Source organism: Streptomyces diastaticus subsp. diastaticus (assembly GCF_011170125.1).
Taxonomy (GTDB): domain Bacteria; phylum Actinomycetota; class Actinomycetes; order Streptomycetales; family Streptomycetaceae; genus Streptomyces; species Streptomyces diastaticus.
The window spans coordinates 2,019,047-2,031,461 of the sequence record NZ_BLLN01000005.1; the positions used below are offsets into that span (position 1 = coordinate 2,019,047).

11 protein-coding genes are annotated in these 12,415 nt (G+C 72.0%); 8 read left to right on the top strand and 3 right to left on the bottom strand.

Annotated elements, in window-relative coordinates; genetic code table 11:
* Positions 1-55 precede the first annotated feature (55 nt).
* Entirely contained in the window at positions 56-907 is an 852-nt protein-coding gene (locus tag Sdia_RS26050) for a hypothetical protein (protein ID WP_100454825.1), read from the top strand.
* A gap of 342 nt (positions 908-1,249) precedes the next feature.
* On the opposite strand, the gene Sdia_RS26055 is transcribed toward Sdia_RS26050, so the two are convergent.
* Complete coding sequence (locus Sdia_RS26055; protein ID WP_115068031.1) at positions 1,250-1,705, bottom strand: MarR family winged helix-turn-helix transcriptional regulator; 456 nt, start codon at positions 1,703-1,705, stop codon at positions 1,250-1,252.
* Positions 1,706-1,891: 186 nt separating this feature from the next.
* Here Sdia_RS26055 and Sdia_RS26060 point away from each other — a divergent pair, with 186 nt between their 5' ends.
* Positions 1,892-2,716, top strand: coding sequence for a lysozyme (locus tag Sdia_RS26060; RefSeq protein ID WP_100454821.1), 825 nt, complete (start codon positions 1,892-1,894; stop codon positions 2,714-2,716).
* A 147-nt stretch (positions 2,717-2,863) separates the two neighbouring features.
* Complete coding sequence (locus Sdia_RS26065) at positions 2,864-3,706, top strand: polysaccharide deacetylase family protein (RefSeq protein ID WP_370464548.1); 843 nt, start codon at positions 2,864-2,866, stop codon at positions 3,704-3,706.
* A gap of 115 nt (positions 3,707-3,821) precedes the next feature.
* Here Sdia_RS26065 and lon read toward each other — a convergent pair whose 3' ends face one another.
* Positions 3,822-6,230: an endopeptidase La gene (gene lon / locus Sdia_RS26070; protein WP_100454818.1), complete on the bottom strand. Its 2,409-nt coding sequence runs from the start codon at positions 6,228-6,230 to the stop codon at positions 3,822-3,824.
* A 688-nt stretch (positions 6,231-6,918) separates the two neighbouring features.
* Here lon and Sdia_RS26075 point away from each other — a divergent pair.
* Positions 6,919-7,092: a hypothetical protein gene (locus Sdia_RS26075; protein ID WP_181843959.1), complete on the top strand. Its 174-nt coding sequence runs from the start codon at positions 6,919-6,921 to the stop codon at positions 7,090-7,092.
* A gap of 359 nt (positions 7,093-7,451) precedes the next feature.
* Here the strand turns inward: Sdia_RS26075 and argG are convergent, their stop codons facing one another.
* Positions 7,452-8,897, bottom strand: coding sequence for an argininosuccinate synthase (gene argG, locus Sdia_RS26080; protein ID WP_115068030.1), 1,446 nt, complete (start codon positions 8,895-8,897; stop codon positions 7,452-7,454).
* A 325-nt stretch (positions 8,898-9,222) separates the two neighbouring features.
* Here argG and Sdia_RS26085 point away from each other — a divergent pair, with 325 nt between their 5' ends.
* From Sdia_RS26085 to Sdia_RS26100, 4 genes are all read left to right on the top strand, one after another.
* The gene (locus Sdia_RS26085) at positions 9,223-9,645 is read left to right on the top strand and encodes a hypothetical protein (RefSeq protein WP_189499782.1); all 423 of its coding nucleotides are present in this window, start codon (positions 9,223-9,225) and stop codon (positions 9,643-9,645) included.
* Positions 9,646-9,717: 72 nt separating this feature from the next.
* Positions 9,718-11,007: a hypothetical protein gene (locus tag Sdia_RS26090; protein WP_189499783.1), complete on the top strand. Its 1,290-nt coding sequence runs from the start codon at positions 9,718-9,720 to the stop codon at positions 11,005-11,007.
* Positions 11,004-11,585 (top strand): hypothetical protein, encoded by a 582-nt coding sequence (locus Sdia_RS26095; RefSeq protein ID WP_189499784.1) that lies wholly within the window; start codon positions 11,004-11,006, stop codon positions 11,583-11,585. Before Sdia_RS26090 ends, Sdia_RS26095 begins: the two co-directional genes overlap by 4 nt.
* Positions 11,582-12,313, top strand: a complete 732-nt coding sequence (locus tag Sdia_RS26100) for an ATP-binding cassette domain-containing protein (protein ID WP_189499785.1) — start codon at positions 11,582-11,584, stop codon at positions 12,311-12,313. Before Sdia_RS26095 ends, Sdia_RS26100 begins: the two co-directional genes overlap by 4 nt.
* Positions 12,314-12,415 lie beyond the last annotated feature (102 nt).

Below are 12,415 nucleotides of genomic sequence, written 5' to 3' on the forward strand. Positions count from 1 at the left end.
AAACCCGGCGGCGCGGCCGAGCGTGCGTCACCTCCCGCCGCGGCCAGAGCCCATCATGCAGACTGTGCCGGTGCACATCGACCTGACAACGGAACCCGGGGCCCCGGATCACCCGAACGAGGACTACTGCTCGGTCGCGCTTCCCGCACTCGGGCACGGCGGTTGCCTCGTACTCCTGGACGGCGTCACACCGCCTGCCGGGGACGACGGGTGCGTGCACTCGGTGCACTGGTTCACCGCGCGGCTCGGCGGAGCACTGGGTGAACTGTCCGTTTCCCGCCGGGACATGACGCTCGAAGAGATTCTGGCGGAGGGGGTCGCGCGTACCGCCGAAGCGCACAGTTCAACCTGTGACCTTTCTCACCCCCGGACGCCGCAGGCGACCGTGGTGCTGGCGCGCTGGGACGAGGAGAGCGTCCAGCACCTCGTCCTCTCCGACTCCACGCTCCTGCTCGAACGCGCCGACGGGGCGCTCGTCCCGGTCCAGGACGAGCGCCTCGACACGCTCCCCTCCCCGGTCCCCGAACTGCGGGCAGCCGTGCGGGCCCTGCCCGACCACACCCCGTTGCCGCAACGCGAGGCGGCCGTACGGGAGTACATGGACGCCGTGGAGTCCCTCCGCAACACCGACGAGGGCTTCCACACGGCGGCGGCCGATCCCGCCGTCGCCCGGCTCGCCGTCACCGGCAGCACACCCCGCGCGGACCTCCGCTCCCTGACGGCGCTCACCGACGGCGCCACCCGCTGGGTCGACCGCTTCGGCGGGACCTGGGCGGGCACCCTGGACCTCGTCCGCACCCGCGGCACGGCCCACCTCGTCCAGGCCGTCCGCGACCTGGAACACGCCGTCCCGTACCCCCGCGGCAAACGCCACGACGACGCCACGGCGGTGCACGTGGTCCTCTGAGGCACCGGACGGCTCCCAGGGCCCGGCTCCGCCCCGAGCACGCTCGCCGTCCCCGGCGGAGCCACGGCCCACCCGGGGCCCGACCGCCGCTCAGGGCCACCTCCTCCCAGACGCTTACGAGCCGCGCGGCCCGGCCGGCGCTTGAGCCGCACGAAAGCCCGGCCGGCGCCCGAGGCCGTCGGTGACGGCCGGCGGCCGGGTCGCCGGCCGTGCGAACAGCCGATCGCCCCCGGGCCCGGCCCCGCCCGGCGCTTGGCACCACCCGCTCCCCGGCCCGGCCGGCGTGCACGGGGCCGGGCCGCGCACGCCCGGCCCCGTCGACGGACCAGCGCGCGGCCCCGGTCAGTCGGGGTCGGTCAGCACCCCGTTGAGCCTGCCGAGAAGCCGGGCCAGCTCCCCCACGTCCCGCCGGTCCCAGTCGGCGAGCCGGCGCACGTAGACCCCCCGCCGGGCCGCGGCCACCGCGGCCACCCGCTCCGCCCCCAGCGGCGTCACCCGCAAGAGGGACGCCCGCCGGTCCGCCGGGTCCGCCGTCCGGTCGATGAGGCCGAGTTCCCCCATCCCTCCGAGCTGCCTGCTGATGGTGGCCTTCCCGACGCCCATGTAGGCGGCGAGGTCGGTGGCGCGCTGGGGCCCGCCCTCGATGAGCCGTACCAGGAGGCCGTAGGCGGCGGGCTCCAGTCGGGGGTGGACCGCCCTGGCCAGTTCCCGCTGCCCGGCTCTGGCCCGCCGGAAGAGGAGGGAGAGTTCGCGCTCCAGGGTCAGGAACTCCGTGTCCGCCTCGCCGTCAACACCCATGTACCGATTTCCGTCCCTGAAAGATTTCCCCGCGCCGGGGCCGGTCTCCCAGCTTGGCGCAGTCCGCCGCAGGAGTAGACCACCGGCGGCCCGGCGACCCCCTTCCGCGCCGGGGTCCACGCGCGTAGCTTTCATGCGGCATGCACACGTCAGACCTTCCCCCCTCGACACCCTCGGAGGCCCCCCATGCCCGTCCGCAGACCCGGAGTCCGACGTTCCCGCTTCACCGCGGCCGGGGTCCTCCTCGCCGCCCTCTCCCTGCTGGTGACCCTGCCCTCGGCCGCGCACGCCGCGGACCGGCCCGAGCGGGGCGAGGCGTACATGGGCATGGGCGTGATCGAGCACGACGGGCAGAGCGGCGCCCCCGGCGTCTCACCGCTCGCCGAGCAGACCGAGGGCGTGGACGTCTCCAGCCACCAGGGCAACGTCGACTGGGGCGCCCTGTGGAACAGCGGCGTCAAGTGGTCGTACGTGAAGGCCACCGAGGGCACGTACTACAGGAACGAGTACTTCTCGCAGCAGTACACCGGCAGCTACAACGTGGGCATGATCCGCGGCTCGTACCATTTCGCGACGCCCAACACCACGAGCGGCGCCGCCCAGGCCAACTTCTTCGTGGACAACGGCGGCGGCTGGTCCCGCGACGGCAAGACCCTGCCCGGCGTGCTGGACATCGAGTGGAACCCGTACGGCGACCAGTGCTACGGCCTGAGCCAGTCGGCGATGGTCAACTGGATCCGCGACTTCACCAACACCTACAAGGCGCGCACCGGCCGCGACGCGGTCATCTACACCGCGACGAGCTGGTGGACCGCCTGCACCGGCAACTACGCGGGCTTCGGCTCCACCAACCCGCTCTGGGTCGCCCGGTACGCCTCCTCGGTGGGCACGCTCCCGGCCGGCTGGGGCTTCTACACGATCTGGCAGTACACCTCCACCGGCCCGATCGTCGGTGACCACAACCACTTCAACGGCGCGTACGACCGGGTCCAGGCGCTCGCCAACGGCTGAGCCCGAGCGGCCGCACGCCCCGCTTCCACGCACGCCGAAGAGGCCCGGTGACCTGGTCACCGGGCCTCTTCCGGCTCCGGCGCGAGGGTGCGGAAATCCTTTCGGGACGAGGCAACCCTTCAGCTATGCACTCCATCTATACACGGCGTGAACACTCTTTCGCACAGCCTGGCCGCTTCCAGCGGCCCCACCGCACCCCGCGCCCGCCGCCCGCGCCGCACCCGCCGTACCGCCGTGGCCGCGCTGGCGCTGGCCGCCCTCACCGCGCTCAGCGCCTGCACGCCCGGCACGGTCGCCCCCGCCGACGAGCGGGCCGACGCCCACGAGGCGGGCGGCGACGGCAGACCGGGGGCCCGGGTGAAGCTCGCCAAGGGGGAGGTGGACTGCGCGGTCGCCAAGTGCATCGCGCTGACCTTCGACGGCGGCCCCGGCAAGGACACCCCCGAACTCCTCGACCTGCTGAAGCGCGAGGAGGTGCCCGCCACCTTCTTCCTGCTGGGCAGGAAGCACATCGAGAAGTACCCGGAGACGGTCACGCGGATCGCCGAGGAGGGCCACGAGGTGGCCAACCACACCTGGAACCACCCGCGCCTGACCGAGATCGAGCCGGAGGAGATACGCGAGGAACTCACCCGCACGCAGAAGGAGATCGAGCGGCTCACCGGCTCCGAGCCCACCTTGATGCGGCCGCCGCAGGGCCGCACCGACGACACGGTCGCCGAGATCACCGAGGAGCTGGGGCTGGCCCAGGTGCTGTGGTCGACGACGGCGAAGGACTACTCCACCGAGGACTCCGGCCTGATCACCGAGCGCACCCTGGAGCAGGCGGGCCGGGACGGCGTCATCCTGCTGCACGACATCTACAAGGGGACCGTCCCGGCCGTGCCGGCCATCATCCGGTCGCTGAAGAAGGACGGCTACACCTTCGTCACCGTCCCGCAGCTGATGGCCCCGGCGAAGCCGCGGCCGGGGACGGTCTACCGCCCCTGACCACCCGGCCTGTCGGCCCCCGGAGCCGGGCGTCCGGCGACACGGCGAGACCCGGGCCGGGCCCTCGGAAGGGACCCGGCCCGGGCTCAGGACGGCCGCCCGGCGACCCGGCGGATCAGGCGGCGGCCGGGACCGCCACGCTCGCCGGGGCCAGGGCGATCTCCAGGACCTGCCGGACGTCGCTCACCGGGTGGACGTCGAGCCCCGCCAGGATCTCGTCGGGGACGTCGTCCAGGTCGGCCTCGTTCCGCTTGGGGATGACCACGGTGGTGATGCCCGCCCGGTGCGCCGCCAGCAGCTTCTGCTTGACGCCGCCGATCGGGAGCACCCGCCCGGTCAGCGACACCTCGCCGGTCATCGCCACGTCGGTGCGGACCAGCCGCCCGGAGAGCAGCGAGGCGAGGGCGGTGGTCATGGTGACACCCGCGCTCGGCCCGTCCTTCGGGACCGCTCCGGCCGGGAAGTGGATGTGCACACCCCGGTCCTTCAGGTCCGCGACGGGCAGCTCCAGTTCGGCGCCGTGCGAGCGCAGGAAGCTCAGCGCGATCTGCGCCGACTCCTTCATCACGTCACCGAGCTGACCGGTCAGGGTCAGTCCGGAGGCGCCGGTCTCCGGGTCGGCCAGCGACGCCTCGACGTAGAGCACGTCCCCGCCGGCGCCGGTGACCGCCAGGCCGGTGGCCACGCCGGGCACCGAGGTCCGGCGCTCGGCCGGGTCCTGGGCGGACTCGGGCACGTGGTGCGGCCGGCCGATCAGGCCGCGCAGCTCGGCGTCGGTCACGGTGAACGGAAGCTCCCGCTCCCCCAGTTCGTGCTGGGCCGCGACCTTGCGCAGCAGCCGGGCCACGGAACGCTCCAGGTTCCGTACACCGGCCTCGCGGGTGTACTCGCCGGCGAGCTTGCGCAGCGCCGAGTCGGCCAGTTCGACCTCGCCGGGCTCCAGGCCGGCCCGCTCCAGCTGGCGCGGGAGCAGGTGGTCGCGGGCGATGACGACCTTCTCGTCCTCGGTGTAGCCGTCGAGGCGGACCAGTTCCATCCGGTCGAGCAGGGCCTCGGGGATGGCTTCGAGGACGTTGGCGGTGGCGAGGAAGACCACGTCGCTGAGGTCGAGTTCGACCTCCAGGTAGTGGTCCCGGAAGGTGTGGTTCTGCGCCGGGTCGAGGACCTCGAGCAGCGCCGCCGCCGGGTCGCCCCGGAAGTCGGAGCCGACCTTGTCGATCTCGTCGAGCAGGACCACCGGGTTCATCGACCCGGCCTCCTTGATCGCCCGGACGATGCGGCCGGGCAGCGCGCCGACGTAGGTCCGCCGGTGGCCCCGGATCTCCGCCTCGTCGCGCACGCCGCCGAGGGCGACGCGGACGAACTCGCGGCCCATCGCGTGGGCGACGCTCTCGCCGAGCGAGGTCTTGCCGACGCCGGGCGGGCCGACGAGGGCCAGCACGGCTCCCCCACGCCGTCCGCCGACGACGCCGAGGCCCCGGTCTGCGCGGCGCTTGCGCACCGCGAGGTACTCGGTGATGCGTTCCTTCACGTCCTCCAGGCCCGCGTGCTCGGCGTCGAGCACGGCCTGCGCGCCGGGGATGTCGTACGCGTCCTCGGTGCGCTCGGTCCAGGGGAGTTCCAGGACGGTGTCGAGCCAGGTCCGTATCCAGGAGCCCTCGGGGCTCTGGTCGGAGGCCCGCTCCAGCTTCTCGACCTCCTTGAGGGCGGCCTCGCGGACCCTCTCGGGGAGGTCGGCGGCCTCGACGCGGGCGCGGTAGTCGTCGCTCTCGTCCTCGCTCTCGCCGTTCAGCTCGCGCAGTTCCTTGCGGACGGCGTCGAGCTGGCGGCGGAGCAGGAACTCGCGCTGCTGCTTGTCGACGCCCTCCTGGACGTCCTTGGCGATCGTCTCGGCGACGTCCTGCTCGGCGAGGTGCTCGCTGAGGTGCTCGGTGGCGAGCTTCAGCCGGGCGACCGGGTCACCGGTCTCCAGCAGCGCCACCTTCTGCGCGGTGGTCAGGAAGGGCGAGTACCCGGCGTTGTCCGCGAGGGCTCCCGGGGTGTCGATCTGCTGGATGCGGTCGACCACCTGCCAGGCGCCGCGCTTCTGGAGCCAGGAGGCGGCCAGCGCCTTGTACGCCGTCATCAGCTCGGTCACCGAGCCGGGCAGCGGCGAGGGCACGGTCTCCTCGACGGGCGTGCCCTCGACCCAGAGCGCGGCCCCGGGCCCGGTGGTCCCGGCCCCGATCCGCACCCGGCTGCGGCCGCGCACCAGCGCGCCGGGGTCGCCGTCGGCCAGCCGCCCGACCTGCTCCACGGTGGCGAGGACGCCGACCGCGGCATAGGTGCCGTCGACCCGGGGGACGAGCAGCACCTGCGGCTTGCCCCCGTCCGGCCCGGCCGCGGCCTGCGCGGCTTCGACGGCGGCCCGTACATCGGTTTCGTTGAGGTCCAGTGGCACGACCATCCCGGGCAGCACCACTTCGTCGTCGAGCGGCAGCACCGGAAGAGTCAGCGGTGTGATGGCCTGGGACTCAGCAGCCATGATCTCCCCTTCGGCAGTCAAGTTGAGCTATACCGACTCAATGATTCTGCACCGCCAGGTGTTCCCCGAAGGGTGTTCGCTGTGAGCGAACCCGCGACCGGCCCGCCCGGAAGGCCGCCGGGACCGAAAGGCCCTTCCTCACACCGGGCAACACCACGGCGACCGTGCGGATTCCTGCCGGGCGCGTCGCCCCAGGGTGCCGAAAGCCGGGCGCGGAGCGTCAAGCGTGAGCATCACCGCAGGTCAGGGAAGTGACCTCGCGACCGGACTAGCCGGGAGCAACCCGCCTCGCCGGACACGGGCGCCGTCGCCCGGCACGGCGTCGACGCAGAGGCGCGGGTGCGAGGCGGCGGAGAGCGCGCGGCGGCGCCGGGTGCGGCTGGGGGTGGTGAGCGTCGGCCCGCCGCTCACCAAGCCGGGCGACTCAGCCCTTCGCGCGGCCCTGGCTGAGGGGCCGGGGCGCGCGTCGCCGACCTGACGTCCCGCCTCCTCGCGGAGCGGCGTCGGGTGAGCGCGCACGCCCATCCGCCGAATCGCCCGTTGATCACCTTCACCGGGCGATCGACATCTTCGGAACCGGCGGCCTGGGGCGCGCCCCCACCGGATCGGCCTGCTGCCGCTCGCGGCGGGCGGGCTCGCGCCCGGAACGGTCGGCGCCGCGCCGGTCCCGCGCCGCTTCGGCGCGAGCATGTCCCTGCCCGTCGCCGGGCTGCCGGCCCCCGCCACCGGACTGCCGGTCCCCGGCGCCGGGCCGGGCGCGGCCATGCCGGTGGCCTCCAGCGCGATCATGGGCGACGCCCCGGTCCGCCGGGCGCGGGTGGCCTCGTCGGTGGAGGAGGGTCGTACGAGTTCGGCGGCCTGATCGCGGTGGCGCCGCTCGGGAGTCTGCCGTCGGCCGTCCACTCGGCCACGCTTCGGCTTCCGCCGGGCGTTCCCGGGAGGGCGCGGGACAGCCTGGGTCCGGCGCCGACGCCGGCCGGGGAGGGCCCGGGGCGGCCCGGGCCCTGATCGCGCCACCGCCGCGGAGGCGCTCGACGGGGCGTACGGAGCGGTGGTGCCGGTGGCGGCCGGGGTGCCGGCGCGGTCGCCACCGGGGGGGGCGCCGCCACGACCCTGGCTCGGCGCCCTCCGGGCCGGCGTCGTCCTCCTGGCCGGCTGACGCGTGGCGGCGGGCCCGGCCGAGGGTGGCCGGGCCCGCCGCGGGGTGCGTACGTGCCGGGGTCAGTCCGTGCCGGACTCGATGGCGGCGCGGTCGAGCGCCGTCTCCTCCTCGGAGGTCTCGCCGCGCGAGGCGATGGCCTCGGCGCCGCCCTGGTCCATGGCGCCGATCAGGCCGGTCGAGGCCGCCTGGGCGGCGCCGATGGTGGGGTGCTCGGTGCCGACGATGCCGATGCCCGCGTACTGCTCCAGGCGGGCGCGGGAGTCGGCGATGTCGAGGTTGCGCATGGTGAGCTGGCCGATGCGGTCGACCGGCCCGAAGGCGGAGTCCTCGGTGCGCTCCATGGAGAGCTTGTCCGGGTGGTAGCTGAGCGCCGGGCCGCGGGTGTCGAGGACCGAGTAGTCCTCACCGCGCCGCAGCCGCACGGTGACCTCACCGGTGATCGCGGAGCCGACCCAGCGCTGGAGCGACTCGCGGATCATCAGCGCCTGCGGGTCCAGCCAGCGGCCCTCGTAGAGCAGCCGGCCGAGGCGGCGGCCCTCGTTGTGGTAGGCGGCGACGGTGTCCTCGTTGTGGATGGCGTTGACGAGGCGCTCGTAGGCGAGGTGCAGCAGCGCCATGGCGGGGGCCTCGTAGATGCCGCGGCTCTTGGCCTCGATGACCCGGTTCTCGATCTGGTCGGACATGCCGAGGCCGTGCCGGCCGCCGATCGCGTTGGCCTCCATGACGAGGTCGACGGCGGAGGAGAACTCCTTGCCGTTGATGGTGACGGGGCGGCCCAGTTCGAAGCCGATCGTCACGTCCTCGGTGTCGATGTGCACCGCGGGGTCCCAGAACTTGACGCCCATGATCGGGTCGACCGTCTCGATGCCCGTGTCCAGGTGCTCCAGGGTCTTCGCCTCGTGGGTGGCGCCCCAGATGTTGGCGTCGGTGGAGTACGCCTTCTCCGTGGAGTCCCGGTAGGGCAGCTCGTGGGCGAGCAGCCACTCCGACATCTCCTTGCGGCCACCCAGCTCGGAGACGAAGTCCGCGTCGAGCCAGGGCTTGTAGATCCGCAGGTGCGGGTTGGCGAGCAGGCCGTAGCGGTAGAACCGCTCGATGTCGTTGCCCTTGAAGGTGGAGCCGTCGCCCCAGATCTGCACCCCGTCCTCCAGCATCGCCCGCACCAGCAGCGTGCCGGTGACGGCGCGGCCCAGCGGCGTGGTGTTGAAGTACGGGCGCCCGCCGGAGCGGATGTGGAACGCGCCGCACGCCAGCGCCGCCAGCCCTTCCTCGACCAGCGCGGCACGGCAGTCGACGAGACGGGTGATCTCGGCGCCGTAGGCGGTGGCCCGCCCGGGCACGGAGGCGATGTCGGGCTCGTCGTACTGGCCGATGTCGGCGGTGTACGTGCAGGGGACCGCGCCCTTGTCACGCATCCAGGCGACGGCGACCGAGGTGTCGAGTCCGCCGGAGAAGGCGATGCCGACGCGCTCGCCGGCGGGCAGGGAGGTCAGGACTTTGGACATAGCAAGAGTATGCAACGGAACGTATGCTCATGCAACGTCGGCAGGTGGGGGCTCGCGGGAAGCGCCTCGCCCCCTCCGTGAGCGATCGGGCGCGCGGCAGCTCGCCCGAACACACGGGAGACGACCACACGACGACACACAGGCGACCTGGCGGTAACAAGCTGACCGGGGGGCAAACGACACTTCGCTCACACATACCCCAGGCATACCCCATAACAACCTTGTTGTGGTTTCGCTATCTACATAGAGTCCCCACTCGTCCGCCACGAACTGATCAGGCCGAAGAGCGGCCTGCCGGGGCGGATGAGGGATTTGGGGGCTTTACATGAACGTGAAGAAGTCGTTGACCACCACGCTGGGCGTCACCTCGGCACTGCTGCTGGCCGCAGCGCCCGCCCACGCCAACTGGACGAGCTCCATCGGCAGTGCGGGAACCGGATTCGAGTCCCGCCGCTGGGCGGACAAGAGCTACTCGCAGATCTGGTTCAAGGGCTGCACACGGCAGGGCGGCTCGGAGAACAGCGTTGACGTGGGGATGTGGCGGGACGTCTCGCTCCAGCCCGACCACTTCTACGGTTCGAAGCACTTCACCGCCTGCTTCAGCAGCAGCACCTCCAACAGCATGGGCGAGTGGAACGGGCTCGCGGACGGCAGCTACTACTTCAAGCTCGAGTCGGTCGGCGGAGGAAAGAACGGACTCCTCTGGGTCAACACCGTGACAGTTGACACCACGCTCGCCGACAGCTGACTCTCATCCGCAGCCAGACGAGGGGCGCCCACCGAGGGCGCCCCTCGCTCCCTTCCAGAACGTGGAGAACAAGTGAAGGTACGCACGCTGCTGCGGGCGAGCAGTGCCACACGGGCAGCCCCCTTCGCCCTAGGCATCGTTCTCGTCTACTTCTACTTCGGCAGCGGCCTGCCTCCCGCCAGCACCTTCGGCGACGCACCTGCCTTGGTCGCCTGGCCGCTCGCCGCGACCGCCCCTCAGGCCTACGCCGTCGCAGCGGCACTCGGCGCATGGGAGGCCGGCCGGCTCGCCAAAGCGGAAGTCTGGCAACTGGCCCCGTCGCGGTCCCGCTGGGTGATCGCCGCCCAGCAATTGGCGCCGCCTGTTGCCCTGGCCTGGGCCATGCTGATACTGGGCCCACTTCTCGCGTTCCTCCACTTCGGAACGTGGCCGACCATCGTCAGCCTCGGGCCGCTCCTCACGGGATTCGTCCTGTCGGCCGGGTTCGGCATCATCGGATTCGGCGTGGGCAACCTACTCCCCCCCATCGTCGCCGCCCCACTGACGGGGCTCGCCGTGTTCATCCCGGTGAGCTGGTCCTGGGCTTCCGGGACATGGTGGCTGCGCCACGTGTCGGGACTTTTCGGTGACGTTCCGTCCTTCGGCGAAGCGATCCCCTTGACCACGTTGACCCCGCCCCTCCTCCTGGTGGCGGGGCTGGCCCTGGGCACGTGCGCCTTCTGGGTCCGCCAGGCCCCCATGGCGGTCCGGGTCCCTCTCGGGGCCGCTATCGCGTTGCTGGGGACGTTCAGCGCCTACACCTGGACACACGACTGGGGCCCGAAGCCACCCTCCACCTCGGTGAACGTCGCTCTGAGCTGCGCGGGACACCGGCCCGAGGTCTGTATGCCCACCAAGACCGCCGATGATCTGGCCACGGTGCGGGCCACGACCGCCAAGGTCATCGGTGATCTCCGCGAAGCGGGTGTCAACATCACCCCAGAACGCGTCACCGACAGCCTCGCCGAGGGCAGGGACCCGCGGCCCTCCACACCAGACGTGTGGCACGTAGGCCTGACCCGCGCGTCGGAGGCCGGGGCACTGCCGTCAGCACTGCTCGCGACCGCCATGCAGCCGCCGTGTGCGAAGCCCGACGTGCTCCAGACACGGAAGCTCATGCTCTGGGGGGCCGACATCATCGGGCGCGGGGCGGCATACCAGGAGTGGCTGGCCAAGGAGTCGGAGCCCATACCCGCCAACACCCCGCAGGCCAAGCAGTCAGTCCTCACCGAGGTGAAGAACGTGCTGGACAAGCCGACGGTGTCCCAGCAAGCGTGGTACGTGGAGACGATGGCTTCGGCGTGCCAGAAGGGGTCCCAGTGATCTGGCTCAAGGCCCGCCGGGCCCACACGGCGCTTCCGGCCGGCCTGCTCGCCCTGTTCGCGCTCGTGTTGCTGGTCCAGGACAGCGAGATGGTGCTTCCTTCTCTCCTGTCCGGGCTCCAGGGCACCCCAATCCTCCTCACGGCCCCGGTGGTCATCACCACCGCCCTCATCTTCTGCCTCAACTCCCGCCTCCCCTCTGCGGAAATCTCCGGGACCCGGCGCGTAGCCGCCCTTGACGTCGCCCTGACTGCCACCTACCTCCTCGTGGTGACAGTGGGGTGCATGGCTCTCGGTGAACTCCTGAGTTCCACGGAAGCGGTCGCGGTGGGCCGGAACTCCGCCTTCCTCGTCGGCCTCGCACTGTGTGCACGCCCATGGGCCGGGGAAGCGGCGACCTTCGTCCCGGTCGCCTGGGTCGTGGTCGTGCTGGTCCTCGGTTTCCGCCCTACGGGCGACCCCTACCCGTGGACAGTCACCCCCGAGCCCGTCGGCGCTCCGCACGCGGCAGTCGCGGCCGTCCTGGTTCTGGTGGCCGGGCTCGCCGCTCTCTACTCGACCTCCAGGAAGATGCCATGACCCTCGCACTGCGCGACTGCACGTTCGCCTACCGAAGGCGCCGGCCGACCCTCCGCAACTTCTCCTATGAACTCCCCCAGGGCCTGACCATCCTGCTCGGACCCAACGGAGCCGGAAAGTCCACCCTGCTCCGGCTCGCCGCCTCCGTGACCCACCCCCAGTCGGGCAGCGTCACCCTGGACAGCTTCTCCAGCCGGGACAAGGAGTTCCGGCACCACGTGGCCTGGATGCCCCAGAACATCACCCCCATGCCCTCGCTCACCTGCCGTGAGTACGTGGCGTACGTGGGCTGGCTCAAGGGCATGACGCGGAGCGAAGCCTGGCGCGAGGCGCGCAGAGCACTCGCGCGAGTCGAGCTGACCGAGAAGTCCGATGTACGGTCCAGTCAGCTCTCGGGCGGCCAGTTGCGCCGGGTCGGCGTGGCATCGGCGCTGGTGCACCAGGCACGCGTACTCCTGCTCGACGAACCCACCGCGGGTATGGACCCACGCCAGCGCAGAATTTTCCGCGACATCCTCACCAGCCTCACGGACGAGGTCCAAGTCCTGCTCTCCACCCATGACGTGGGCGACCTCGCCGAGGAGGCCGACCATGTCACCGTGCTCAGCGACGGAAAGATCCTGCACTCCGGGACCACGCCGTCGTTCCTCGGTCTGGCACCGCGGGGGACCGCGCCAGGCAGAACGGCGGAGGGTGCGTACATGAGCCTGCTCCACCACGACGGGTGAGCTGAGTCACACCAGGGCAGGTCGCACCTTCACTCAGCCGCCGGAGATTCGGGGCAGGCCGAATTCCCTCGCATGCCTACCGGCGCTTGGCGAGAATCACCA